The following is a 24,784-nucleotide window of genomic DNA, read 5'->3' as shown; positions in this document are numbered from 1 at the left end:
CCCCGGCGCGCTCGCCAGGGAGATGTGTGTTTGGGTGTCGTTGAACAAAGTCGACCATTCTACGCCAACGCACGGCGTTGCATAGGAGGGGGCGATGGTGGGCTGGGATCGGAGTGATCCCTGGAAGAAATGTATTGCCTGTGCCGGCCCCTTCGCGGCTAAAGCCGCTCCCACAGAGATATCGCCGCCCTCAAGGGCAACGCAGTACCTGTGGGAGCGGCTTTAGCCGCGAAAGGGCCGGCACAGCAGCCGAAAATGGCTCAGACGTGGCGCTGCCTGGCCTTGCCACGCGGCAACCGGCAACGGTCACCCTGCTCGGCCAGGCGCGCAGCCCAGGCAGACTTCACGCTGAAGCCACCGCTGCGGGCAGGCTGCTGCTCGCCAACCTTGGCGGGTTTGCCGGCCGCAGGCGCAGTGCTGACCCCCTTGGCTGCAGGCTTGTTGGCCGCAGCTACTGCAACTGCCGGCTCTGCTGCCGCCTTGGCGGTCTTGCGCAGTTCAGCCAGCGACGGGGCCTTGCTTTTGGCGGCGTTGGCCGCCTCGGGTTTGCTCAGCGAACGCTGGCAAGACTTGCAGGATACGTCCTCGGTCACGGCAGTGCTGACAAGGGTCTGACTGCTGCGCCCGCAGGCGGAATCGAGGCCATTGGAGGAAAAGTGAGTAACCAAAACCGAACATCTCCGATGCGTTGTCATGTGAAGCGGGCGCTATTCTCGCACAGGTTGCAGGGGCTTGCCGAACCACCGGGCAGGCACCATCGGTCAACATGGCTGGCACTTTGCCATAATCCTAGGCATGCTAGCCGGTTTCGGGTGTCCGGCCTTATAGTGCGCCACCGCGGTACGGCAGCCAGGCACCGGCACACACCGTGCATGATCCTTCCCTGCCATCGCCAGCCCAATCGCAGGATCAACGCTTGACCAACCTTACTCATCCGTCGTCATTGCGTTCCGCGCCACACGCGCCCGCCGCTACCCTGCGCGGGTCGATCAAGGGTGCGCTGGCGCTGCTGGCCCTGATCCTGCTGGGCCTGCTGCTGTGGCAGCTGTTCGCCCAGTTCAACCACACCCAGGCCGACCTGCGCAAACAAAGCCTGGACGCCACCGCAGAGCTGGCCGACCACCTGAGCCTGAACATGGCGTTCAAGGCACAGCAAGCCGTGAACGTGGTGCAGCCCTACGTCAATGCGCCGACACCGGCCGCCCTGCCCAGCCTGCTGGATACCCTGCGCGAACGCCTGCCCGCCCTGCAGAGCATGGCCTGGCTGGACAGCGCCGGGCAGCTGCGCAGCGACAGCCTGCCAGGCAGCCCGGACCGCCAGTTGCTTGACGAGCTGCTGACGCTGAACCAGGGGCGCCCGTACTTCTTTACCAATTCGGCCGACAATCGAACCTTGTACCTGCTGCTGCGCCAGGCCGCCGAACAGGACCGCGGCTACTGGCTGCTGCGCCTGTCACCGGACTACTACCGCGAGCTCACCGTTCACCTCGATGGCGGCGGCCATCCGCTGTGGCTGCTGGAAAACAGCCGCAGCGGCGAAGTGCTGCAGCAGCACGCCCCAACCGACACCAGCCACGAGCCGCTACAAAGCGTGATGCTGGCCTTCATCGACAACAGCACCTGGCAGCTGCGCGGCCTGTTCGACGCCAAGCTGACCCAGCAAAAATTGCTGCCCGCGCTGATCGGCAAATGCCTGTTGGTGCTGTTCTGTGCCCTGTTGCCGGTGTTGGCGCTGATCAACATGCGCCGCCGCCAGCGCGCGCTGCAGGAAGACCGCCGGCGCTACCAGGAAATCTTCGAAGGCACCGGCGTGGCCCTGTGCGTGCTCGACCTGTCCAGCCTGCCCGGCCAGCTCGACCGCTACCACCTGCGCAACCACGCCGCACTCAGGCACAGCCTGGCACTGGACCCGAACCTGCGCCGCTCGCTGCTGCTGGAGCTGAAGATTACCGAGGTCAACCAGGTAGCGCGCCAGCTGTTGAACATCGAATGCCACGAAGGGGCCTGGCAGCGGCTGATCGATGGCAGCGGCGATGGCCGCGACAGCGTCGGCATGCAACTGATCGACGCGCTGATCGAACAACGCCAGGTGCTGGAGCTTGAAGTGCGCCTGCCGGCTCCGCTGGGTGGCGAGTTGCACCTGTGGCTGATGGCGCGCCTGCCGCAGCAGCGCCGCGACTACCAGGCCGTGATCCTCAGCATCAGCGACATCACCAGCCGCAAACAGGTCGAGCTGTCGTTGCTGGAGCGCGAGAGTTTCTGGTCGGACGTGGTGCGCACCGTGCCCGATCAGCTGTACGTGCAAGACGTAATCAGCCAGCGGATGATCTTCAGCAACCGTCACCTGGGGCAGACCCTGGGTTACGACCGTACCGAGCTTGCGCAGATGGGCGACCGCTTCTGGGAGCTGCTGCTGCACCCCGAAGATGCCGCGCACTACCAGGCATTGCGCCAGCAACAGCGTGACAACGGCCATGATCAACCGCTGCACTGCCAGCTGCGCTTCCGCCACCGTGATGGCGGCTGGCGCTGCTACGACATCCGCGAACAGGTGCTGACCCGTGACGCCGATGGCCTGGTAACGCGCATCATCGGCGTGGGCAAGGACGTGACGGTGCAGATCGAGGCCAGCCAGTCACTGCGCGACAGCGAACAGCGCTACCGCATGCTCGCCGAAAGCATCAGCGATGTGATCTTCTCCACCGACAGCCTGCTGCAGCTCAACTATGTCAGCCCCTCCGTGCAGAGCGTGCTGGGCTACCAGGCTGACTGGATTTTTGCCAACGGCTGGCAATCGATCATCGCCAACCCGGCCCAGCTCACCGGCATCTACAGCCTGATGGAACGCGTCAGCAAGGCCATGGGCGACCCGGCACAACTGGCCCAGCTGCGCAGCCAGCTGCCAACCCAGCTGTTCCTGTTCGACTGCCTGCGCGCCGATGGCCGCAAGATCCCGATCGAGCTGCGCCTGGTGCTGGTGTGGGACGATGACCAACGCTTTGAAGGCGTGCTTGGCGTGGGCCGCGACATCAGCCAGCAACGCCGCGCCGAAAAAGACCTGCGCATGGCCGCGACGGTATTCGAGCACTCCACGTCGGCGATCCTCATCACCGACCCGGCCGGCTATATCGTCCAGGCCAACGAAGCGTTCAGCCGTGTCAGCGGTTATGCCGTCAGTGAAGTGCTCGACCAGCTGCCGGGCATGCTTACCGTCGATGAACAGCAGGAAGGCCACCTGCGCTACGTGGTCAAGCAGCTGCACCAGCGCGGCAGCTGGGAAGGCGAGGTGTGGCTCAAGCGCCGCGACGGCGACCACTACCCGGCGTGGGTCGGCATTACTGCAGTACTCGATGACGAGGGCGACCTGGCCAGCTACGTGTGCTTCTTCACCGACATCAGCGAGCGCAAGGCCAGCGAACAGCGCATCCACCGCCTGGCCTACTACGACGCCCTCACCCACCTGCCCAACCGCACACTGTTCCAGGACCGCCTGTACAACGCCCTGCAGCAGGCCGAGCGGCAGAAAGCCTGGGTGGTGCTGATGTTCCTCGACCTGGACCGTTTCAAGCCGATCAACGACTCCCTCGGCCATGCCGCCGGCGACCGCATGCTCAAGGACATGGCCCTGCGCCTGCTGGCCTGCGTGGATGACGACGACACCGTGGCGCGCATGGGCGGCGACGAGTTCACCCTGCTGCTGCAACCGCGCCCCACCCGCGAGATGGCCCTAAACCGCGCCATCCACGTGGCCGAGAACATCCTCGGCAGCCTGGTGCGCCCGTTCGTGCTGGAAAACCGCGAGTTCTTCGTCACCGCCAGTATCGGCATCGCCCTCAGCCCGCAGGATGGCGGCGAGCTGAGCCAGTTGATGAAAAACGCCGATACCGCCATGTACCACGCCAAGGAACGCGGCAAGAACAACTTCCAGTTCTACCAGGCCGAAATGAACGCCAGCGCCCTGGAGCGCCTGGAGCTGGAAAGCGACCTGCGTCATGCCATGGAGCAGAACGAGTTCATCCTCTACTACCAGCCGCAGTTCAGCGGCGACGGCAAGCGCCTGACCGGTGCCGAAGCGCTGCTGCGCTGGCGCCATCCGACCCGTGGGCTGGTGCCACCGGGCGACTTCATACCGGTGATCGAGGAACTGGGCCTGGTGGTGGACGTGGGCGACTGGGTGCTGCGCGAGGCCAGCCGGCAGCTCAAGGCCTGGCACAAGGCCAAGGTGCGAGTGCCCAAGGTGTCAGTGAACATTTCCGCGCGGCAGTTCTCCGACGGCCAGTTGGGCACGCGCATTGCCAACATCCTTGAAGAGAGCGGCCTGCCGCCTGCGTGTCTGGAGCTGGAACTGACCGAAAGTATCCTGATGCGCGAAGTGAACGAGGCGCTGCAGATTCTTGCCAGCCTGAAGAACCTCGGCCTGAGCATTGCGGTCGACGACTTCGGCACCGGTTACTCGTCGCTCAACTACCTCAAGCAGTTCCCCATCGACGTGCTGAAGATCGACCGCACCTTCGTCGACGGCCTGCCCGAAGGTGAGCAGGATGCGCAAATTGCCCGGGCGATCATCGCCATGGCCCACAGCCTCAACCTGGCGGTCATCGCCGAGGGTGTGGAAACCCACGAACAGCTGGAGTTCCTGCGCGAACATGGTTGCGACGAGGTCCAGGGCTACCTGTTCGGGCGGCCGATGCCGGCGCATCAGTTCGAGGCGCAGTTCTCCAACGAGACCCTGTTCATGTTCCATTGAGGGGGGCAAAGCCCCCTCAAAAGCGGACTTCCGGGTCAACTAGCGCGCCCGCGCAGCCCAGACACGGCGCGGGATGCAACATGAAGCCCATTGGTCCGCGACTTGATGCCACTTCATATGCCAGCCGCGAATCAATCGGTTAGAATGCCCCCCCAAACTACCCCGATCCTTGAGGACCGCCATGTTCAGCCGTGATTTGACCATTGCCAAGTACGACGCCGAGCTCTTCGAAGCCATGCAGCAAGAAGCTCTGCGCCAGGAAGAGCATATCGAGCTGATCGCTTCGGAAAACTACACCAGCCCGGCAGTCATGGAAGCTCAGGGCTCGGTCCTGACCAACAAGTACGCCGAAGGCTACCCAGGCAAGCGCTACTACGGTGGTTGCGAATACGTCGACGTCGTCGAGCAACTGGCCATCGACCGTGCCAAGGAGCTGTTCGGCGCCGACTACGCCAACGTCCAGCCGCACGCCGGATCCCAGGCCAACGCTGCCGTCTACCTGGCCCTGCTGTCGGCCGGTGACACCATCCTGGGCATGAGCCTGGCCCACGGTGGCCACCTGACCCACGGTGCTTCGGTAAGCTCCTCGGGCAAGCTGTACAACGCCATCCAGTACGGCATCGACGGCAACGGCCTGATCGACTACGACGAAGTCGAGCGCCTGGCTGTCGAGCACAAGCCGAAGATGATCGTTGCCGGCTTCTCGGCCTACTCGCAGGTTCTGGACTTCGCCCGCTTCCGCGCCATCGCCGACAAGGTCGGTGCCTACCTGTTCGTCGACATGGCCCACGTTGCCGGCCTGGTTGCCGCTGGCGTGTACCCGAACCCTGTTCCGTTCGCCGACGTGGTCACCACCACCACGCACAAGACCCTGCGCGGCCCGCGCGGCGGCCTGATCCTGGCCCGCGCCAACGCCGACATCGAGAAGAAGCTGAACTCCGCTGTCTTCCCGGGCGCCCAAGGCGGCCCGCTGGAGCACGTCATCGCTGCCAAGGCCATCTGCTTCAAGGAAGCCCTGCAGCCTGAGTTCAAGGCTTACCAGCAGCAAGTGGTGAAGAACGCCCAGGCCATGGCCAGCGTGTTCATCGAGCGTGGTTTCGACGTAGTGTCCGGTGGCACCCAGAACCACCTGTTCCTGCTGTCGCTGATCAAGCAGGAAATCTCCGGTAAGGACGCTGACGCCGCCCTGGGCAAAGCGTTCATCACCGTCAACAAGAACTCGGTACCGAACGACCCACGTTCGCCATTCGTCACTTCGGGCCTGCGTTTCGGCACCCCAGCCGTTACCACCCGTGGTTTCAAGGAAGCCGAGTGCCGCGAGCTGGCCGGCTGGATCTGCGACATCCTGGCTGACCTGAACAACGAAGCGGTCATCGACGCTGTACGTGAGAAGGTCAAGGCCATCTGCAAGAAGCTGCCGGTTTACGGCAACTGATTGGCGATTGCCTGATGTGAAGAAGCCCGGCCTAGTGCCGGGCTTTTTCGTTTGCGCCACTGCAATCACGTATTACCCTGTGCCCCCATTCACTTATCGAGCACAGGCCGCACCTTGACCAGGGAACAACTCGAAACCCACCAGATTCCAATCTACTTCGCCGCCGTGCTCGCGGCCGTAGCCTTCGGCTTGATGGCCAGCGACAGCGCCAGCCAGCTGGAAGCCCTGGTGACCCCCGCCATCGCCGTGTTGATGTATGCGATGTTTCTGCAGATCCCTTTCCTCGACCTGCGTCAGGGTTTGGGCAACCGCCGCTTCATCACCGCGTTACTGCTCGCCAACTTCATCCTTGTGCCGTTACTGGTCTGGGCCATTACCCGTGGGCTGGTGGAACACCCGGCGATCCTCGTCGGCGCCTTGCTGGTGCTGCTTACGCCGTGCATCGACTATGTGGTGGTGTTCACCCACATAGGCAAAGGCGACTCGCGCCTTACCTTGGCCGCTACACCCGTGCTGCTGTTGCTGCAACTGGTGCTACTGCCGGTGTATCTGGCCTGGATGCTGGGAGACAGCAGCAACGTGGCAATCTCCATCACCCCGTTCGTGGAAGCCTTTGTACTGTTGATTGTGTTGCCAATGATCCTGGCCGTGCTCACCAGTGCCGGCGCTCGTCGCTCAGGCGCGGTTTCGGCCTGGAACGACGCCTGGGCGTGGTTGCCCGTACCGGCGATGGCCCTGGTGCTGGTGGTTGTGATCGCCTCGCAGATTGCTGTGGTGCTGCGAGATTTCGACCGTTTGCTACCGGTCATTCCGGTGTACATCGGCTTCATGTTGCTGGCGCCCGCGCTTGGGTTCATTTCGGCGCGGCTGCTGCGCCTGCCTGTTGCCGAAGCACGCTCGGTCACCTTCAGCGCCGCCACGCGAAACTCGCTGGTGGTGTTGCCGCTGGCGCTGGCATTGCCGGAAGAAATCCGTGGGTTGGCTGCGGCAGCAGTGATAACCCAAACGCTGGTGGAGTTGGTATGCGAGCTGATTTATGTGCGCGCGGTGCCACGGCTCGTGGGTTGATTCGTTCGCTAATGTAGATGCGCTATATGGCACCGGCTTCGCCGGTGTTCGCGGGCTTGCCCTAATGCCAGTCAGTTAAGCCAATCGGGGCTGCTGCGCAGCCCATCGCCGGCAAGCCAGCTCCCACACCGACCGCATCGCACTCAAGCCATGCGCTGTACCTGTGGGAGCCTGGCTTGCCGGCGATGGGCCGCAAAGCGGCCCCTTGGGCACTCACCAGTTATAGGTGACCGTCCCGTAAACCGTGCGCTGCTGCCCATACTGGCAGCCCATGTCGCTGAAGCACCCGGCCACGTACTCCTTGTCGAACAGGTTGCTGGCATTGAGCGCCAGCTCCACACCCTTGAGCGAAGCATCAAGCTTGCCCAGCTCGTAGCTGACCATTGCGTCCACCAACACATAGCTGTCGACCTTGAAGCTGTTCTGCGCATCGCCATAGGTACTGCCCACATAGCGGGTGCCCGCGCCCAGTCGCAGCCCGCCTGGCAACAGATAGTCCGCCCACAGCGAGGCCATGTGCTCCGGTGTGCGGAACGGTGTGTTGCCCTTGTTGCCGCGTTCGGACTTGGTCACTTCAACATCGTTCCAGGTGTAGCTGCCGATCAGGTTGAAACCCGGCGCCAGCTCGGTCTTGGCCTCCAGTTCCACACCGCGCGAACGCACCTCGCCTTCCTGGCGGCTGAAGCCGTTGACGTTCTCGGTCACGTTCTGCCGGGTCAGCTCGAACACTGCGACGGTGTACAGGCTATTGCTGCCGGGCGGTTCGTACTTCAGGCCCAGCTCATACTGCTTGCCGGTTTCCGGGTCGAGCTGGGTGCCATCGGCAGTGGTGCCCATGACTGGCAGGAACGACTCGCTGTAGCTGAGGTAAGGCGCCAGGCCATTGTCGAACAGATACACCAAGCCGGCACGGCCGCTGAACTGCTCGTCCTTCTGGGTTTGCGGGGCACGGTCGTCCTTCTGGTTGGCCGCCCAGTCGTAGCGGCCACCCAGCAGCAACACCCAGTTGTCGATGCGCAACTGGTCCTGCAGGTACACACCGGTCTGGGACAGTTTTTGCTCATAGCTGGCAAAGCTGAACGGCACCGTGCTCAGCGGCTGGCCGTACACCGGCTGGAACGGGTCGAAGCTTTGCAGGATGAAGTCCAGCGACTGCTGCTGGTCGAACTTGCCGTTGTTGTAGTCCACCCCCGTGAGCAGCGTGTGCTCCACCGGCCCGGTAGCGAAGTTGGCCTGGACGTGGGTGTCCACCGTGAACAGGCGGCCATCGCCCTTGCGTTGGTCGCTGTAACGCGAATACTGCCCACCGCCAACCGGGCCGAACAGGGCGATCTCGCTGCTGGCCTGCCGGTAGTTGCTGTAGCGCACGTTCTGGCGCAGGGTCCACACCTCGTCGAAGTGGTGCTCGAACACATAGCCCAGCGAGGTTTTTTCGTTGGTCATGAAGTCGTAGGCACTGTCGCCCACGTAGGTGTCGCGGTCCAGTCGACCACGCGCATCGCGGAACACGGTACCGCTGGCGGGCAGCGCGTTGGCGAAGTTACCGGTCTGGCGCTGGTATTCGCCAAGCAGAGTGAGCTCGGTATCGGCACTGGGGCGATAGCTGAGCGCCGGGGCGATGTACTGCCGGCGATTGGTGATGTGATCGGTCTGGGCATCGGTTTCGCGGAACAGGCCGGTCAGGCGATAACTCCAGATGCCTTCGTCATCCAGCGCATCACCCAGGTCGAACGCGCCTTGCTGGTAGTTCAGGTTGCCTGCCTGCAATTGCACTTCGTGCAAAGGCTGCTGGGTGGGGCGCTTGCTCACCAGGTTGATCTGCCCGCCTGGGTCCGAAGCACCGTACAGCACCGAGCTGGCACCGCGCAGCACCTCGATGCGCTCCAGGCCGTAGGGCTCTGGCGCGTCCCAACCGAGAAACTCCGGCAGGAAGGTGCGAGTGCCGTCGCGCAACATGCGCCCGGTGCCCTGCTGGAAACCGCGGATGGACAATTGATCGACGACGAACTGCGGGCCGGCCAGCTCGGTGTTGACGCCCGGAGTATAGCGCAGCGCCTGGGCCACGGTCTTGGGCTGCTGGGCCTCGATCTGCTCGCGGGTGATGACCGAGACCGAAGCCGGGGTTTCGATCAAGGGGGTGTCGGTCTTGCTGCCGACCGACGAACGTTTGGCCACGTAGCCATCGTCCGGGCTGACCGAACTGTAGGCTTGGCCAACGATCGAGGTCGCCCCCAACTCCAGCGCGCCGGACGATTGCGCGGCGGGCTCCAGGGTGACACTGGCGCTGCCGGTGGAGCGCCAGGTCAGGCCACTGCCTTGCAGCAATTCGGACAGTGCTGCTTCCGGTTCATGCCTGCCACTGATGCCGCGGCTGCTCTTGCCCTGCACGAGGTTGCCATCGAAGATCACCTGCAGCCCGCCCTGCGCGGCCAGGCGATTGAGCGCGCTGGCCAACGGCTGCGGGGCAATGTCGAACTCACGTGGTTCAGCCAGGGCCAGGCCTGGCAGCAGCGCGCACAGCAGCGAAAACGACGTCATCGACGCCCTGCGGAATTGGCCTTGGATCATCAACACTCCCCCTTTCAAATACGAAGCATTCGTTTTTGAAAGGGGATGACGGATGACTGCAGCAGACCCGTAAAAATAGTTTTGATACCGATTAAGGGATGGCACCGGCAAAGCCGGTGCCATCCACCGCTAGTCAGTCACGCGCCTCAAATACCAGCAAATACGCCGAGTAGCGCCGGATACTTAACGGAAAGGCCTGCTCCAAGGTCGCCAACCCTTCATCCAGCCGGTCCAGCCGGAACGTGCCGCTCACCTTCAAGCCACGCAATTGTTCGTCGCCGATCACCAGCCACCCCGGCCGATAGCGCTCCAGCGCTTTCAACACCTGCGCCAGTGGGGCCTGCTCGAATACCAGCCGCCCCTCTTGCCAGGCCAATGCACTGTCCACATCCACCCGATGTTTGCTGCCTGACCGCCCAGCCCCCCGCCCCACCGCTTCACCGGCAGCAAGCTCAACCCGATCCTGCGCATCGCTGACTGCCACCCGCCCGCGCCTGACCACCACATCCACCGCCGCGCCCTCGCGGCTCACTGCGTACACAGTGCCCAACGCCGCTGCCTGCACCTCCCCCGCCTGCACGGTAAACGGCCGAGCCGGGTCATGCGCCACGTCGAACACCGCCTCGCCCTTGCGCAAAGTGATGCGCCGCGCCCCGGCAGTCAGCTCGACGTCCACCGCCGATTCGGCATCCAGGCTGATGCGCGAGCCATCACTCAGCGCAACAACCCGGCGCTCGCCTACCCCGGTCCGATAATCCGCCCCCCACTGCCCCTGCCAGGCCAGCGCCAGGCCGACGCCCAGCACCAGCACAGCCGCACTGGCCAGTGCCCACTGCCGAGCCGGCGTACGCCGACGCAACGGCGCCTGCATCTGCCCACTCAAGGCCCATAGCCGCCGCGCTTCGACAAATGCCTGCTGATGCTCCGGCGCCTGCGCGCACCAGGCCCGCGCCGCCTCCACATCGCCAGGTTGCACATGCCCCGACGTCAAGCGCACCACCCAGGCCTGGGCAGCCCGACGTACGTCAAGTGAAGGGTCGAGAGGAGCGGATGGCTTGTGCATGACCGTCAACGTTGCAAACTCTGGCCCAGAAAGTCCAGCGCTATGGCCAGCTGCTTCTCGACCGTACTCACCGACACGCCCAACTGCTCGGCTACCGCCTTGTGCGCCATGCCTTCCAGGCGGCACAGCAGAAAAATCTCCTGGCAGCGCGGCGGCAGGCGCTGCAACGCCTCGGCCATCAACGCCAGCTCACGCCGGGCAGCAACTTCGGCAAAGGGTTCTGGGCTCTCGCCAGTGACTTCGTACAGATAGGCCATGCCCTCGTCATGCTGCCCCCGCGTGCCACGGCTGCGGGTGTGATCGATGACCAGGTTGCGGGCAATGCGAAACAGCAGGCTGCGCAGGTTAAGCACCGGGCCACGGGGCGGCTGACGCAGCATGCGCAGGTAGGTTTCCTGCACCAGGTCGGCCGCTGTGTCGGTGTTGCGCAACTGCCGGTACAGGAACGCGCGCAACTCCCCCGCATGGGTCTTGAAAGCCAGTTCCAGCTCTTCGGTCTTCATGCTTGGGTGCGACCCGGACGGGGAGGAAGCCGCTGACTTTAACGATAAGGGTTTTCATTTACAACGGGGCAAGCACACGCCGCCCTCCCCCGTCGTTACCGGCTGCCAATCAGAACCGGTACTCCACACTGGTCATGAAATTGCGCGGTTCGCCATACACCACCCAGCTGTCGGCATAGCCGTAGTACGTCTTGTCGAACACGTTGTTGAGGTTGAGCTTCACGCTCAGGTCGCGGGTAACGTCATACCGCGTCATCAGGTTCACCACTGCGTAACTGCCCTGGGTGAAAGTGCGCAGGTCCTGGCCATACTTGCTCTGCCAGTTCACGCCGCCGCCCACGGTCAGCTTGTCCAAGGCGCCCGGCAGGCGGTAGGTGGTGAAGGTTTTCACGCTGTGGCGCGGGATATTGGTGACGATGCGCTGGTCGTCCTGGTCGGTACTGACGCTGTAGGCATAACCGGCCATGGCCTGCCAGCCTTCGGCCAATTCGCCATCCAGCGACAACTCAACGCCTTCAGTGGTAGTGCCCTGCTCAAGGGTGTAGATATCCGGGTCACGCAGGTACACGGCCAGGTTGTCCTGCTCGATCTTGAACAGCGCCAGGCTGGCATTGAGCTTGTCGTCGTTGAAGCTGCCCTTCACCCCTACCTCGTAGCCTACCCCTTCCTGCGGATCCAGCGCCTTGTTGTTGATGTCCTTCATGCCGTATTGCTGCGGGTTGAAGATTTTGGTGTAGCTGCCGTACAGCGACCAGGTGTCGTTCAGGTCGTAGACCAGCCCGGCGTACGGCAGGAAGATGCCATGCCGGTTCTGGCTGTCCTTGGTACTGGTGCCGCTGTAGCTGATGTTCTCGTTCTCGCGCTTCCAGTCGGTCACCCGGCTGCCGAGGATCAGGTGAGTGTTGTCGGTGATATGAAAGCGCGACGTCAGGTAGGCCGCGTACTGGTTTTCGTCGATCAGGCTTTTGCCCACCGGGGTGGTGTCCGGGCGTGGGCCGCTGCCATCCCAGGTGAAGAAGTTGTCGATGGTGCCGTCATAGCCGGTCCATGGCCCGTACCAGCCGCCCCGCTCCGGGGTGTGCTCGCGGTAGCGAGACAGGGTGGTACCAACGATCAGCTCATGCTCGCGGCCGAACAGGCTGAAGGGGCCGGTGACGTAGGCGTCCAGTGTGTTCTGCCGTGGGGTGCCGGACCAGCGGTTGGGGTACATGTAGGCACCGGCGCCGGTCTGCTGGTCGATGCTGCCGTTGAGGTAGTTGGTCAGTTGGTCGAAGGAGTTTTGCGTGTGGCTGAGTTCGACCTTGGCGCTCCAGCCATTGTCGAACGTGTGCTCGATGGAGCCGAAAAGGTTGGTCACCTTGCGGTCGTAATAGGCCCAGTCAGGCGAGCTGTTGGTCGAGCGCGGGAAGTCGGTTTTCTGGCCATTGCTGAAATACACCGGGAAGCCCGCACGCAGCGGCGAGTTGGTGTGGGTGTTGGCGTAGCTGAAACCCAAGGTGAGCAAGGTAGACTCCGCCAGGTCGAACTCGGTGATGCCATACACCAGCGCGGCATCCGACGACATGCGGTCAACCCAGTACTTCTGGTCCTTGTAGTCCACCACCAGGCGCCCGCGCACATTGCCCGTTTCGGTCAATGGCCCCGAAGCATCGAAGCCCAGGCCGTAGCGGTCCCAGCTACCGGCCTCGGCGGTGACGCTGAACTGCGGCTCGAAGGTGGGCCGCTTGCGGATCAGGTTGATGGTCGCCGAAGGCGTGCCGGTGCCGCTGATCAACCCGGTGGCGCCCCGTACGATCTCGACCCGATCGTACATGGCGGTGTACTGGGTGGAGTTGTCGATGCGCGACGAAGTCGGCACACCGTCGATTTCGAAGTTGTTGATCTGGAAGCCACGCGACCAGTAGGTGTTGTTCTCGGCGCCGATGCTGGTATGCGACGCGGTGATGCCTGGCGTCTGCTCCAGCACCTCGTTGAGGGTGGTGAGCTTCTGGTCATCCAGGCGCTGGCGGGTCATGACCGTCAGCGATTGCGGGGTTTCCTTCGGCGTCAGGTTCAGGCGCGTGGAGCTGCTGGAGGAATACGTGGTGTACAGCCCGGTGCCCTCGGTAGTCGACCCCGGCGCCTTGCCGGAAATGCTCAAGGTCTCCAGCTGCACACTGTTACCCGCGCGGGCTGGCAAGGTGATGACGAAGCTGCTGGCATTGGGCTGGCTGAGCTGCGCATTGCTGCCGGCCACCAGGGTGCGAATGGCATCGCCCGCGCTGAGCTGGCCCAGCACCGCAGAGGATGACTGGCCCATGACTTCACTGGCGCTGTAAATCACCTGATAGCCGCTTTGCGCGCTGAACGCATCGAGCGCATCGGCCAGTGCCTGGGCGGGGATGTTAAAACTGAAACGTTGGCTCTGCGCCTGCGCAGCGTTTGCCTCGGCAGCCTGCACTGGCAACCCGGGCAATGCAGAGAAAAAGCTGGCCGCCAGCACGGCACTGGCCAATGGGCGGCGGTTGAAAACAGAATCGCGTGGGTGCTGCATGTGTACTCCCCGGAAAAATGCAAATGCAAATATTTCTTATGTGTGGGGTGTGACGCAGCAGAATCGGTAATCCCCGCGCGGGTAAAAAAAATTATCGAATGATCAGCCAATGCCCCAGCAACGGGTGGGCTTGCAGTTGTTGGCTACTGACCAAGGCATCCAGGGCGCTGTCGGCGTTGTCCAGGTTGAAACTGCCACTCACCAGCCGCTGCCCGGCCTGTTCGTTCAGCAACACCAGGCGCTTGCCTTGGTAACCGGCCAGTTGCTGCAGCACCTGTTGCAACGGCACCTCACGCACCCGCAGCTGCCCGGTGCGCCAGGCCAGCAGGCGCTCGGCATCAACCGTTTCCGGCGCGCTTACCCGCTCGCCCTGTACTTCCAGGCGTTGCCCCGGAGCGAGCAATTGCTGTTGTGCCGGCGTGCTGATTTGCACCCGGCCGCTGAGCAATACCACCTCATCACCTGCCGCTGCGCGGCTGACCGAAAAGCGCGTGCCCAGCACTTCAACCTTGGCCTCGTCGACGTGCACCACGAATGGCCGACCGTCGTGCACCACATCGGCAAACAACCGCCCTTGGCGCAGCCGCACGGTGCGTGTAGCGCCCTGCACGTCCACATCCACCTCGCTGGCGCTGTCCAGCCACAGGCGGGAGCCATCGTTCAGCAGCACCTCGCGGCGCTCGCCCGCCAGCGTGGCGTAGTCGCTGCCCAAGCCCTGCAACGCCGGCACCGACAGCCAGACCGCACCAGCGGCCACTAGCAGGCAGGCAGCAGCCGCGTAACGCGGCCAACGCCCGGCCTTGGCACGGTCGGCCTTGCGCACCCGGTGTGCGGGCAGTTCAAGGGTTTGCCACAGCTGCTCCACCTCGGCATATGCCCGTGCGTTTTGTGGTTGCAGCCGCCAGGCCTCGAACGCCGCATGCTCTTCGCTGCCAGGGTTTTCGGCGCGCAGGCGGGTAAACCAGTCCAGGGCTTGCTGGTGCGCGATAGGGTCGTGGTCGGGAGAGACGGTCATGGCGATTCAGTCTTGATGCGGGCATCCAGCGCGGCGGCAGCGCAGTGGCTGAGGGCTTTGTTCAAATGCCGCTCGACGGCGCGCTCATTGATGCCAAGCCGCGTGGCGATGTCCTTGTAGCTCATTTGCTCCACCCGGGCCAGCAGAAACACCTCACGGGTGGGCGATGGCAAGCCATCGATCAACCGCTCCAGATGCGCCAGCGTGTTGCCCGCCATCGCACTGCGCTCGGGCGTGGTATCGGTCAGTAACTGGTCCAGCGCTTGCTCGTCGTTCACCCCACGCACCTGGGTACGGCGGGCGTGGTCGATGCTCAGGTTGGTGGCGATGCGGTAAAGGAACGCGCGCAGGTTGCCAACCTGGCCGTGCTCGCTGTGCAGCAGGCGCACGAAGGCGTCCTGCAGCAAGTCCCGGGCCGTTTCGCGGCAGCGCACCTTGCGGGTGAGGAAGGCCAGCAATTCGTTGCGGTGCCGTTGGTAGAGCAGCGACAGACTGCGGGCTTCCTGCTCGTCGGACATGGACTGGCGCGTGTGCTGGGGTGGCTGGAGCGGCGATGCTAGCGTTGTTGAGAATTTATCGCAAGCGTAGACATTGTGTGCGGGCATGCCCGCGAAGCAGGCGACGCGATGGATGGCACCGGCTGCGCCGGTGTTCGCGGGCTCGCCCTAATGCCAGTCAGTTAAGGTTATTGGGGCCGCTTTGCGCCCCATCGCCGGCAAGCCAGGCTCCCACAGGTACAGCGCATGGCTTGAGTGCGATGCAGTCGGTGTGGGAGCTGGCTTGCCGGCGATGGGCTGCGCAGCAGACCCAATTGGCTTAACTGACAGGCATTAGGGCTCGCCCGCTCCCACAGGTTATGTGCTTACTTCAGCTACACCGTTAGAACCTGGCCCGCAGCGCCAGGTTGAAATTGCGCGGCTCGCCGTAGAAGTTCCAGTAGTTGGGGTTGCCCAGGGTCTGGTAGTACTTCTTGTCGAACACGTTATCCAGGTTGTACTGCACCTCAAGGTTCTTGTTGATCTCGTAGATCGCATGCAGGTTGGTCAGGTGGTAGGCGTCCTGCTGGATTTTGTAGTCTTCGCCAACCTCGGTCTGGGTCATCTTGCTTTGCGCATAGAAGCTGCCGCCTACACGCAGCTGGTTGAGCGCACCTGGCAGACGGTAATCGGTCGCGACCTTGAACAGGTGGCGTGGCGAGGCGCCGTTGAAGTCTTCGCCTTTCTGCTCACCCGCAATGTATTTGGACTGGGTATAGGTGTAGCCCGCCGACACGTTCCAGTTCGGCAACACCTCACCGGTCAGCTCCAGCTCGATGCCTTTGTTGCGCACCTTGTCGGATGCACGGTAGCAAGCAAAGGTCTGCGCACAGGTCACCCGCTCGGCACGGCCAGTCTGGTCGGACTGGAACAGCGCGATGGAGGTTTGCAGGCGCTTGTCCAGGAACTCCCCCTTCAAACCGATCTCGTAATTGCTGCCGGTCATCGGGAGCAGGGTGTTGCCATTCACGTCCTCCGAGCTCTGCGGTTTGAAAATTTCGGTATAGCTGGCATAGGCCGACCAGTTTTCACTCAGGTCCTGCACCAGGCCCGCATACGGGGTGACTTCGCCACTCTTGGAGAAGTGCTTATAGTCTGTGGGCTCACGCTTGCCATTGGTGTCGTCCAGCGAATCGTGGCTGTACCAGCTCCAGCGGCTGCCGAGGATGAACGTGGTGCTGTCGGTAAGGCTGAACCGGCTGGCCGCATACACGCCCTTCTGCTCTTGGGTGCGGTTGTATTGCCACTGGTTGACGTTAAGGCCGGTCGGCCTGGGCGGGTCGAACGCCGCCAGGTTGTTCATGTCGACGATGTAGCTGTAAGTGGCATCGCGCCCGCCGTGATAGTCGAAGTCGTCCTTGTTCCAGTTGCCGCCCACGATCAGCTCATGTTGGCGACCCAGTAGCTGGAACGGGCCGGTGAAGTAGCCGTCGATGCTGGTCTGGGTGTCATCGAAGCGAAAGTGGCGCGGGTTGAGGGTGAACAGGTCAGTGCCACCGCCCGGGTAGGTGTAGTTACCCAGGAAGTCCGATTTCGCCCACATCTGGTTCACGGCCACCACGCCCTTCCAGCCGTTGGCGAAGGTGTGCTGGATATCGGCAAACAGGGTGGTATTGCGCTTGTCCAGGTGGTTCCAGTCGCCAGTCAGCGACGTGGACCGCGAAATCGGGTAGAACGCGCCGCTCTCCTGGCTGGGCAGGCCCGACCAGTCGTAACCGGAGTTGCGCTCCTTCTGGTAGGTGAAACCGAAGGTGGCCAGGGTCGACTCATTCAGGTCGGCTTCGATAATGCCGTAGAACAGCTGGTTTTCTTTCTGGGCGGTGTCCAGATAGCTGTTGGCATTGTTGTACGAAATGACCGAGCGACCGCGCAGGGTACCCGCTTCGTTCAGCGGCGCCGACAGGTCGACCATGGTCTTGTAGTCGTCCCACGAGCCGACCGATGTTTCGATCAACGCCTGGCGCTCGGCCGTGGGCCGCTTGCGAATCAGGTTGATGGACGCTGACGGGTTGCCCGCCCCTTCCATCAGGCCGGTGGCGCCGCGCACCACTTCCACGCGATCGTAGATGTCGGTGTTGGGCTTGGAGATGGTGTCCATCGAGTACGGGTTGCCGATGTTGGTCGGCACACCGTCGATCTGCAGGTTTTCGACTGTCTGCCCGCGCGCCTGGTACAGCGAGCGCTCGCTGCCGTTCTTGATGATGGTGATGCCGGTGGCATTGCGCATCACGTCATCGAGGTTTTTCATGTTCTGGTCATCCATGCGCTGGCGGGTGACCACGGTGACCGACTGCGGCGTTTCGCGCAGGCTCATCGGCAGCTTGGTGGCGGTGGACGAACGGCCCGTGGCGTAAGCCCCCGTGCCCTCCGTCACATCGCCAAGGCCCTGACCGGAAATGGTGGTGCTACCCAGGGTCACGGCGCCTGCCGCCGCCTCGGCCTGGCGCACCAGCTGAAACTCCCGTTCGCCCGTGCGCACGGCTTCCACACCGCTGCCGGCCAACATTTGCGCCAGCGCCTGCTCCACACTGGTGGCGTGCACCACCTGGCTCTGCTTGTTGGCCGTGAGCGTGGCATCGCCGCCAATCAACAACCCGGCTTGGCTGGCCAGCAGGTTCAGTTGCCGCGCCAGCGGCCCGGCCGGGATGTCGAACACCACGCCTTGCGCCGCTGCGCCGGTGTTGTCGGCCTGGGCAGCGGCAACATGGCCGCCAAGGGCAAGGAGAATGGCAAGGGCCAGTGGATGACGGCGCAGGGAAGCAGAGTCGCGAAGCAGCATGAAAGGGGTCCTTCCGGAAGCAGGATGAAGTAGCGTCATCCCACCAAGCGCATGAGCACCTCAAAACCAGAAAAAGAATTTTGAAAATTTTTCAGCGTGCTTCGATCGAGACCCACCAAGGCAAGGTGCGCACCACCCGAATGGGCAACGCACGTTCGAGCATGGCCAGGGTGCGGTCGGTGTCCTGCAACGGGAAGGTACCCACGGCGCGCAAGCTGTTCAGCGCGGGATCAATGCCAAGGTGGCCACGGCGGTAGTCGCGCAGCACATCGACCACCTGGCCCAGCGGCATGTCTTCCGCCACCAGCACGCCACGGCTCCAGTCCTGGCGCAAGGCCTGTGCAGCCGCCGACGCGCCGGCCTGCTGCGCGTCGAACACCAGCATGTGCCCGGCGCCCAGCGTGGTTTGCACACCACTGTCGGAACAGGTGGCCTGCACGGCGCCTTCGAACACACTCAAGGTGGTTGTCAGCCCTTGGTCCCGAACGCTGAACCGCGTGCCGAGCGGTTGCATGCGCCCTGCCCGCGTCACGACGGCCAGGGGACGAGGGTCTTTGCCGGTTTCTATCAGGATTTCGCCACGATACAGGCGCAGTTGCCGTACATTTTCATCGAACTGCACATCCAGCGCCGTGCCGCCGTTCAGCCACAGCTGGCTGCCATCGGCCAACGTAAGCGGCCGCACCTCGCCCAGGCCGGTGCGGTAGGTAGCAAACCAGGCGCGTGGCGAGTCCACCCAACCCCGCTGCCAGCCGCCCCACCCCAACACCCCTGCCGCACCCGCCACACACAGGCTGCCAAGCACGGCCCGGCGCGATTGCTGGCCACGGCGAACGCTGTCGAACACCTGCCGGGCCTGCTCTGCCTGGCCGTCGAGGTTGCCAAAACGCTGGTTGATGTTTTCCACATAGGACCAGGCCAGGCGATGGCGCGCATCTTCGTTCAGCCAGGCATGCCATTGTGCGTTGGCGGCGGGGTCGTTCTGCGCTGCATGCAACCGCGCGAACCAGCCGGCAGCCGCTTGCAGCACGGCATGGTCGAGTGACGCCCGGCTCATGTCAGCGCGTCGTCCAGGTCCACTTCCAGCAGCAGGCACTGGTACATCGCCTGGGCCAGGTAGGTGTTCACGCTGCGCTCGCTCACGCCCAGTTGCTCGGCGATCTCGCGTTGCTTCATGCCCTGTAGCTGCGCCATGAAGAACGCCTCGGCCACCCGCTTGGGCATGCGCTCGAACATCGCCTGCAATTGCTCCAGTGTTTCGAGGATCACAGCCTGATGCTCAAGCGACGGCACCAGGTGCTCGGGCTGGGCGGCCAGCACTTCCAGGTAGGCCTGCTCTACCCGCCGCCGCCGCCAGAAGTCCACACAGGCATTGCGCGACATACGCCCGAGGTAGGCGCGCGCGTGCTCCTGGTCATTGAAGGCGCGGGGTTTGGTGAGCAGCCGCACGAACACATCCTGCGCCAGCTCCGCCGCATCATGGGCATTGCCGAGCTTGCGCTGCAGCCACTGGCGGATCCAGCCGTGGTGGGCACGGTAGAGGGTCTCCAGTTCGAGGCCCGGGGCAGGAGCACTGGGAGGGGCATTCATGGGGGACGCCGTTGTGCTAATAGGAATTATTAGCAATGGTAGCTTGGATGAATGGGGGTGAGCAATTGGGATGGTATCCAGTTCGAGCGCGGCAAAACCAAGGCATACATACCGAAATGGGTTCGGTGGATCCCGCTACACCTACTCGAACACCCTTTGCCCAACTGAATCAAGATTGTAGGAAACGTCTGGGATTAGCTCATCAATAGAGCCAAAACTCGCACTTGGTGATATGAAAACACCTGATTGCAAGTGTTTGTCTCAATCGCTCCGAGTTACGAACTCAGCGAGATGGTCACCGCATTGGTCATTAAGGTGGAATGAAATGCACGACATCAGAATTGAACGTGTTGCCAAGGCTATTGAGCTCAACGCAGGCCAACATCTATCTGACCTACGACAAGCACTCAAAGAAGCCAAGATGGGCAACGGTAAGGTAACCACGCCAGAGCAAATTTTGAGCCGCCAGGCCGGCTCGCAAGCTAAAGAGTCAACTCCTCATTGCCCATGAGCTTTCACAGTGACTGGCCAAGATTTGATCACTGTTTCCAACGGTTCTATCGTCGACCACTTCATCGGCGATAGAACCATCCCCTCGTTCACAACGCCTTCATCTCAGCAATATCCCGCGCCACCTGATCGGCAGAATGGTCAAACATCGCCTGCTCCTGCGCATCCAGCGGCAACTCGATCACCCGCGTAAGCCCCGCGTCCGCCAGTACACAGGGCACGCCCATGGCAATGTCCTTGCGCCCGTACTCCCCTTCCAGAATCGCCACTGCCGGCAAAATGCGGTTTCGCCCATTGGCGATGGCATCCACCATCTGCGCAATGGCCACGCCCGGCGCATCGCAGGCGCTGCCCATTTTTTTCAAACCCAGAATCTCGCCGCCGCCCTTACGCGTGCGCTCCACAATTTGCTCGATCTGCTCATTGGACAGGAAGTGGGAAAGCGGCACCGAGCCGATCTGGCAGTAGCGCATCAGCGGCACCATGCTGTCGCCATGCCCGCCCAGCACCAGCGCCGTGATATCCCGTGCAGAGAACCCGGTTTGCTCAGCGATGAAACACTTCATGCGCGCGGTGTCCAGCACCCCCGCCTGCCCGAACACCTTGTCGCGCCCCAGACCGCTGAGGCTCCAGGCACGATAGGTGAGCACGTCGACCGGGTTGGACACCACCAGCACCGTTGCCGTCGGGGCATGCTGTTTGATGTCGGCCATAATGCCATCCAGTATCGGCAAATTGATGCTCAGCACATCCTGGCGCGACTGGCCGGGCTTGCGCGGCACGCCTGCGGTAATCACCACCAGCTCGGAGCCCACCAGCATTTCAGCCTTGGCCCCGCCGTACACACGGGTATCGGAGCCGGACTCCACAGCGGCCTGCCACACATCCAGCGCCTTGCCCTGCGCCAGCTCACCCTGCACGTCCATCAACACCAGCTCACGGCACAACTCATCCCGGGCGATGATCTGCGCCGCCGCCTCGCCGACCAGGCCGGCACCTATGATTGAAAGTTTGTTCACCAGACACCTCCCAGCGGCGCGCGCCACTAGGAACACGCCTGCGTATAGAGAGAAGTATTGCCTGCCGGGGCTAAAAGGCCACTCGAAGGTGATGCCTGACTGGTGCGATCACTGTGGGAGCGGGCGTGCCCGCGAACACCGGCACAGCCGGTGCCATCCACAGCGTCGCCTGCTTCGCGGGCTTGCCCGCTCCCACAGTAATGGCTCGATGCATCGCTCAAGAGACGACCACCTGCGCTTGACAGTGTCCGGTCACAACCGAAATACTTTGAAACGATTCATATAGATGACCAAATAACAAGGTGAATCGCTCCATGAATACCCCACCCAACAATGTTCATTTGCCGTGTGCGGAACCTCCATCCGTAGGCCTCAGTGCCATTCCTCTCGACGTCGAATCGTCCGCCTTCAAATCCTGAGTGCCGCCAGAGTGCCTGCCCAACCGAGATTCCTTGCATGACTCCTTTAGATATACAGCTGTTGCTGACTGCCTTGGTCAGTGTCCTGGTGCTGGTGGCGCTCATTGTGTCGCGCCTGAAGATGCACCCCCTCCTGGCCTTGCTGGTGGTGTCCATCGGTGTGGGTTTCGCTACCCACATGGAGCCCGGCAGCATCGTCTCCCACCTGCTCACAGGCGCCGGAAAGACCCTGGGCGCAGTCGGCGTGGTGATCGCGCTTGGTGCCATGCTTGGCAAAATCCTGGCTGATGCGGGCGTCACCGAGCAGGTCGCTGATGTGATCCTCAAACGCACCCCGGACCGCATGATCCCCTGGGCCATGATGCTGGTTGCCTTTGTCATCGGCATCCCGATGTTTTTCGAAGTGGGCCTGGTAATCATGCTGCCGCTGATTTTCAGCGTGGCGCGCAAGCTGGAAGGCAAGGCGCGCTTCAAAGGCTCGGCGTATGTGTACGTTGGTGTGCCGGTGATTTCGGCGCTGGCCGCCATGCACGGCATGGTGCCCCCGCACCCAGGCCCCTTGACCGCCATTGCCGTGCTCAAGACCTCGGTGGGGCCGACCATGCTCTATGGCTTCCTGGCGGCTATCCCGGCAATGATTCTGGGCGGCCCGCTGTATGGCATGTTCATCTCGAAGCGTATGAGCACCCGGCCTGATCAGGCATTGCTGGACCAGTTCACCCTGACGGAAAAAGCCGACAACCAGCCCCGCCCCGGCGTATTCATCGGCATGCTGGCCGCGCTGCTGCCGGCGATCCTGATGCTGGTGCATGCCGTTGCCGAGATGCTGCTGCCCAAGGGCAATGCGCTGCTGGAAATGGCCAGCTTCCTGGGCAACCCGCTGATCGCCATGCTGCTGGGCGTGCTATTCGCCGGCGCCAGCCTGGTACTGGCGCGTGGCGGCGACGCCGAACAGCTGCGTGATGCGTTGGGCAAAAGCCTCAAGCCTATCGCCTCCATCATCATGATCATCGCCGGCGGCGGCGCCTTTCAGGAGATGCTGACCAGCGCCAAGGTGGGCGATGCCATTGTGCACCTGACCCAGCAATCGGCGTTCCCGCCCTTGATCCTGGGGTGGCTGATCGCGATGTTGCTCTCGGTGTCTACCGGTTCCGCCACGGTGGGTATCGTCGGGGCTGCCGGCTTGCTGGCACCGCTTGCGGGGGCAGACCCTAGCCTCAACCTGCCGTTGCTGGCCTTGTCCATCGGCTGCGGGTCGCTGTTCTTCAACTATGCCAACCATGCAGGGTTCTGGATGGTGAAGGAATCGTTCGGCATGACCATGGGCGAAGCCACCAAGACCATTTCGGTGGTGCAGTCCATCGTGGCTTTGGTCGGGTTGATGGTGGTGTTGGTGTTGAATGCGGCGATTACAGTGAGCTGAGCCGGATTTAAAAAGCTTGGCCGCCGTGTTACTGCGGCGGCATTTTCCGGTAGCTACCGAAGGTATCGGCACAAGGCGCCAACCACTGGCGGAGTTTGGCATTCTGCGCCAGCGCCTCGGGGTCCAGCAGGCGTGCGCCGAAATTGGCATGGCGCAGAAAGCGCACATCCAGGCATTGCTCCAGTTGCCCGGCCAACAGCGGGAAGTCCATGAGGCTGTGCAACCGTGGCCACTTGATCAGCTTGCGATACCGCAGTTGCTGGGATACGACCCGCAGGTCGTCGTTGGCGCGCCACTGAATGTCGAACAGCTTGTCGTGGCGCGACAGGTGGACCCACCAGTTACCGCTGGCAGTCAAGGACAGGTCGAGCTTCAAGCTGTCCGGCCGCAACTGGTTGCGCTTGTAAAACCAGTGCTCGGGAGGCTCGGTGGTGACGTCGATGGAGCAGACGCTGTGGGATACCGCGTCGATCCCGAATGTGGCGAACCACTCGGCGATTTCCGGTTTGACGGGATGGCTGAACATGCGTGGCCTCCTGCTGAGAAATATCCATTGGGGCGAAAGCTTAAATGCCGGGCTTGGCCAGGTGATGCTGCTTGATCGCATGCCGTGAAGTGCGAGCATCAATCTCACTGTTCCTGAGTGCTTTTCCGTGCGCGTGGCGATGCCGGCCTCGACACTTCCTTCTTCGCTTTGGCTGCCGCAGGGCTTTTCCCTCGTTTCGGTCCGGCCACCACGTAAGAGCTGGCCGGCTGCAAAAGATTCGCCACCGGTCGCGCGGCCACAGCGATTGGCCCAGCCGCCTTCAACTGGCCGACATTGTTGCCGGCGACCGTTGCAGTGGGATTATCTTTGGCAGTCATCACCATACCCATCCGAATGCCAAAGAGACGCAGCACGGCATCCAAAGTGCTGAGCTTCGGATTCGACTTCCCGCTCTCCAGTTCGTACAGGCTTTTCGTGGAGATCTTGCACATGGCCGCAAAGGTCTCTTGGTCAAGCCCGGTCACTTCGAGCCGCAGACGGCGGATGGATGCCCCAATTGGATCGAGCCCCGCCGCGTTGCGCTTGACTATTTCCTCTACGAGCTGAGCGCGCTCTTCAGGCTGAAGTTTTTTCATCGCAGTCCCCACTCCACGAGTCGCTTGTCCAAGTTAGTCGTTGTCGCATGCGACAAAGCACCCTCCATCAGCAACACGCTCGGGGTTCTCAACCGTGAGCGTCGCAGCATCGCTCCATGGACCCTCAGAGAAAGCTTGGATCGTAAGTCTGAGCGGCATCGCCACACCATTAATCAGCACTTTAATGCTGATTGTCATAGTGTACACGGCAGGAACCGGCAATATTTTGCTGATTACAAACGTCACACGCAAAAAAATCGGCACCACACTACCGATTATGCATTCACAGCAATTTAGCCTCACACAGAGGACGAGGCTTGGAATCGGTCGGATTGCGGCCATCAACCTCTCGCCGAGATAAGGTTTACGTCAAATTCGGCCAGCATTTTCAGGGCAAAGCGGTCAGGTCAGTGGCCATGGCATCCTGCGAAGGCCAAGAAGCGCATCACACTGC

18 protein-coding genes are annotated in these 24,784 nt (G+C 62.6%); 5 read left to right on the top strand and 13 right to left on the bottom strand.

Features of this window, described 5'->3' with window-relative positions:
- Positions 1-260: 260 nt before the first annotated feature.
- The gene (locus tag A0O30_RS03385) at positions 261-668 is read right to left on the bottom strand and encodes a hypothetical protein (RefSeq protein ID WP_105945578.1); all 408 of its coding nucleotides are present in this window, start codon (positions 666-668) and stop codon (positions 261-263) included.
- 248 nt (positions 669-916) lie between these two features.
- Between A0O30_RS03385 and A0O30_RS03380 the strand changes: the two genes are divergently transcribed.
- The 3 genes from A0O30_RS03380 to A0O30_RS03370 all read left to right on the top strand — a co-directional run bounded on the left by A0O30_RS03380 (position 917) and on the right by A0O30_RS03370 (position 7,250).
- The gene (locus A0O30_RS03380) at positions 917-4,747 is read left to right on the top strand and encodes a GGDEF and EAL domain-containing protein (RefSeq protein ID WP_105945577.1); all 3,831 of its coding nucleotides are present in this window, start codon (positions 917-919) and stop codon (positions 4,745-4,747) included.
- Between the two features lie 181 nt (positions 4,748-4,928).
- Positions 4,929-6,182, top strand: a complete 1,254-nt coding sequence (gene glyA / locus A0O30_RS03375; protein ID WP_016713363.1) for a serine hydroxymethyltransferase — start codon at positions 4,929-4,931, stop codon at positions 6,180-6,182.
- A 114-nt stretch (positions 6,183-6,296) separates the two neighbouring features.
- Positions 6,297-7,250, top strand: a complete 954-nt coding sequence (locus tag A0O30_RS03370) for an arsenic resistance protein (protein ID WP_105945576.1) — start codon at positions 6,297-6,299, stop codon at positions 7,248-7,250.
- A gap of 213 nt (positions 7,251-7,463) precedes the next feature.
- On the opposite strand, the gene A0O30_RS03365 is transcribed toward A0O30_RS03370, so the two are convergent.
- The 9 genes from A0O30_RS03365 to A0O30_RS03325 all read right to left on the bottom strand — a co-directional run bounded on the left by A0O30_RS03365 (position 7,464) and on the right by A0O30_RS03325 (position 19,837).
- Entirely contained in the window at positions 7,464-9,818 is a 2,355-nt protein-coding gene (locus A0O30_RS03365; RefSeq protein ID WP_256589593.1) for a TonB-dependent siderophore receptor, read from the bottom strand.
- Between the two features lie 133 nt (positions 9,819-9,951).
- Positions 9,952-10,881, bottom strand: a complete 930-nt coding sequence (locus tag A0O30_RS03360) for a FecR family protein (RefSeq protein WP_105945575.1) — start codon at positions 10,879-10,881, stop codon at positions 9,952-9,954.
- Positions 10,882-10,886: 5 nt separating this feature from the next.
- Positions 10,887-11,384, bottom strand: a complete 498-nt coding sequence (locus tag A0O30_RS03355; RefSeq protein WP_105945574.1) for an RNA polymerase sigma factor — start codon at positions 11,382-11,384, stop codon at positions 10,887-10,889.
- 109 nt (positions 11,385-11,493) lie between these two features.
- Positions 11,494-13,917 (bottom strand): TonB-dependent receptor, encoded by a 2,424-nt coding sequence (locus A0O30_RS03350; RefSeq protein WP_105945573.1) that lies wholly within the window; start codon positions 13,915-13,917, stop codon positions 11,494-11,496.
- A gap of 91 nt (positions 13,918-14,008) precedes the next feature.
- The gene (locus A0O30_RS03345; protein WP_105945572.1) at positions 14,009-14,932 is read right to left on the bottom strand and encodes a FecR domain-containing protein; all 924 of its coding nucleotides are present in this window, start codon (positions 14,930-14,932) and stop codon (positions 14,009-14,011) included.
- Positions 14,929-15,450 carry an RNA polymerase sigma factor gene (locus tag A0O30_RS03340; RefSeq protein ID WP_110740597.1) on the bottom strand — a complete coding sequence of 174 codons (522 nt, stop codon included), beginning with the start codon at positions 15,448-15,450 and terminating at the stop codon, positions 14,929-14,931. The genes A0O30_RS03345 and A0O30_RS03340 overlap by 4 nt, the downstream gene beginning before the upstream one ends.
- Before the next feature lie 361 nt (positions 15,451-15,811).
- Positions 15,812-18,247: a TonB-dependent receptor gene (locus A0O30_RS03335; RefSeq protein ID WP_105945570.1), complete on the bottom strand. Its 2,436-nt coding sequence runs from the start codon at positions 18,245-18,247 to the stop codon at positions 15,812-15,814.
- A gap of 91 nt (positions 18,248-18,338) precedes the next feature.
- Entirely contained in the window at positions 18,339-19,304 is a 966-nt protein-coding gene (locus tag A0O30_RS03330) for a FecR domain-containing protein (RefSeq protein WP_105945569.1), read from the bottom strand.
- Positions 19,301-19,837 (bottom strand): sigma-70 family RNA polymerase sigma factor, encoded by a 537-nt coding sequence (locus tag A0O30_RS03325; RefSeq protein ID WP_104833497.1) that lies wholly within the window; start codon positions 19,835-19,837, stop codon positions 19,301-19,303. The genes A0O30_RS03330 and A0O30_RS03325 overlap by 4 nt, the downstream gene beginning before the upstream one ends.
- Positions 19,838-20,162: 325 nt before the next feature.
- On the opposite strand from A0O30_RS03325, the gene A0O30_RS03320 reads away from it, so the two are divergent.
- Entirely contained in the window at positions 20,163-20,348 is a 186-nt protein-coding gene (locus A0O30_RS03320) for a hypothetical protein (protein ID WP_177410246.1), read from the top strand.
- A gap of 88 nt (positions 20,349-20,436) precedes the next feature.
- Here A0O30_RS03320 and A0O30_RS03315 read toward each other — a convergent pair whose 3' ends face one another.
- Positions 20,437-21,366, bottom strand: coding sequence for a malate dehydrogenase (locus tag A0O30_RS03315; RefSeq protein WP_105945568.1), 930 nt, complete (start codon positions 21,364-21,366; stop codon positions 20,437-20,439).
- 456 nt (positions 21,367-21,822) lie between these two features.
- Between A0O30_RS03315 and A0O30_RS03310 the strand changes: the two genes are divergently transcribed.
- On the top strand, positions 21,823-23,208 hold the full coding sequence (locus A0O30_RS03310) for a GntP family permease (protein ID WP_105945567.1): 1,386 nt from the start codon (positions 21,823-21,825) through the stop codon (positions 23,206-23,208).
- Between the two features lie 28 nt (positions 23,209-23,236).
- Here the strand turns inward: A0O30_RS03310 and A0O30_RS03305 are convergent, their stop codons facing one another.
- Complete coding sequence (locus tag A0O30_RS03305) at positions 23,237-23,734, bottom strand: hypothetical protein (protein WP_105945566.1); 498 nt, start codon at positions 23,732-23,734, stop codon at positions 23,237-23,239.
- 104 nt (positions 23,735-23,838) lie between these two features.
- On the bottom strand, positions 23,839-24,330 hold the full coding sequence (locus A0O30_RS03300; protein WP_105945565.1) for a helix-turn-helix domain-containing protein: 492 nt from the start codon (positions 24,328-24,330) through the stop codon (positions 23,839-23,841).
- Positions 24,331-24,784: the final 454 nt, after the last annotated feature.

This window comes from Pseudomonas sp. LLC-1 (assembly GCF_002992185.1).
GTDB classification, from domain to species: domain Bacteria; phylum Pseudomonadota; class Gammaproteobacteria; order Pseudomonadales; family Pseudomonadaceae; genus Aquipseudomonas; species Aquipseudomonas monteilii.
The sequence above is the reverse complement of the archived record's forward strand: the minus strand, read 5'-3'. Positions and strand labels throughout refer to the sequence as shown.

Coding starts and splice junctions, on each gene's coding strand:
- glyA (WP_016713363.1), top strand. CDS start 4,929: ATGTTCAGCCGTGATTTGACCATTGCCAAGTACGACGCCGAGCTCTTC.
- A0O30_RS03365 (WP_256589593.1), bottom strand. CDS start 9,818: ATGATCCAAGGCCAATTCCGCAGGGCGTCGATGACGTCGTTTTCGCTG.
- A0O30_RS03360 (WP_105945575.1), bottom strand. CDS start 10,881: ATGCACAAGCCATCCGCTCCTCTCGACCCTTCACTTGACGTACGTCGG.
- A0O30_RS03355 (WP_105945574.1), bottom strand. CDS start 11,384: ATGAAGACCGAAGAGCTGGAACTGGCTTTCAAGACCCATGCGGGGGAG.
- A0O30_RS03350 (WP_105945573.1), bottom strand. CDS start 13,917: ATGCAGCACCCACGCGATTCTGTTTTCAACCGCCGCCCATTGGCCAGT.
- A0O30_RS03345 (WP_105945572.1), bottom strand. CDS start 14,932: ATGACCGTCTCTCCCGACCACGACCCTATCGCGCACCAGCAAGCCCTG.
- A0O30_RS03340 (WP_110740597.1), bottom strand. CDS start 15,450: ATGTCCGACGAGCAGGAAGCCCGCAGTCTGTCGCTGCTCTACCAACGG.
- A0O30_RS03335 (WP_105945570.1), bottom strand. CDS start 18,247: ATGCTGCTTCGCGACTCTGCTTCCCTGCGCCGTCATCCACTGGCCCTT.
- A0O30_RS03330 (WP_105945569.1), bottom strand. CDS start 19,304: ATGAGCCGGGCGTCACTCGACCATGCCGTGCTGCAAGCGGCTGCCGGC.
- A0O30_RS03325 (WP_104833497.1), bottom strand. CDS start 19,837: ATGAATGCCCCTCCCAGTGCTCCTGCCCCGGGCCTCGAACTGGAGACC.
- A0O30_RS03320 (WP_177410246.1), top strand. CDS start 20,163: ATGCACGACATCAGAATTGAACGTGTTGCCAAGGCTATTGAGCTCAAC.
- A0O30_RS03310 (WP_105945567.1), top strand. CDS start 21,823: ATGACTCCTTTAGATATACAGCTGTTGCTGACTGCCTTGGTCAGTGTC.
- A0O30_RS03305 (WP_105945566.1), bottom strand. CDS start 23,734: ATGTTCAGCCATCCCGTCAAACCGGAAATCGCCGAGTGGTTCGCCACA.
- A0O30_RS03300 (WP_105945565.1), bottom strand. CDS start 24,330: ATGAAAAAACTTCAGCCTGAAGAGCGCGCTCAGCTCGTAGAGGAAATA.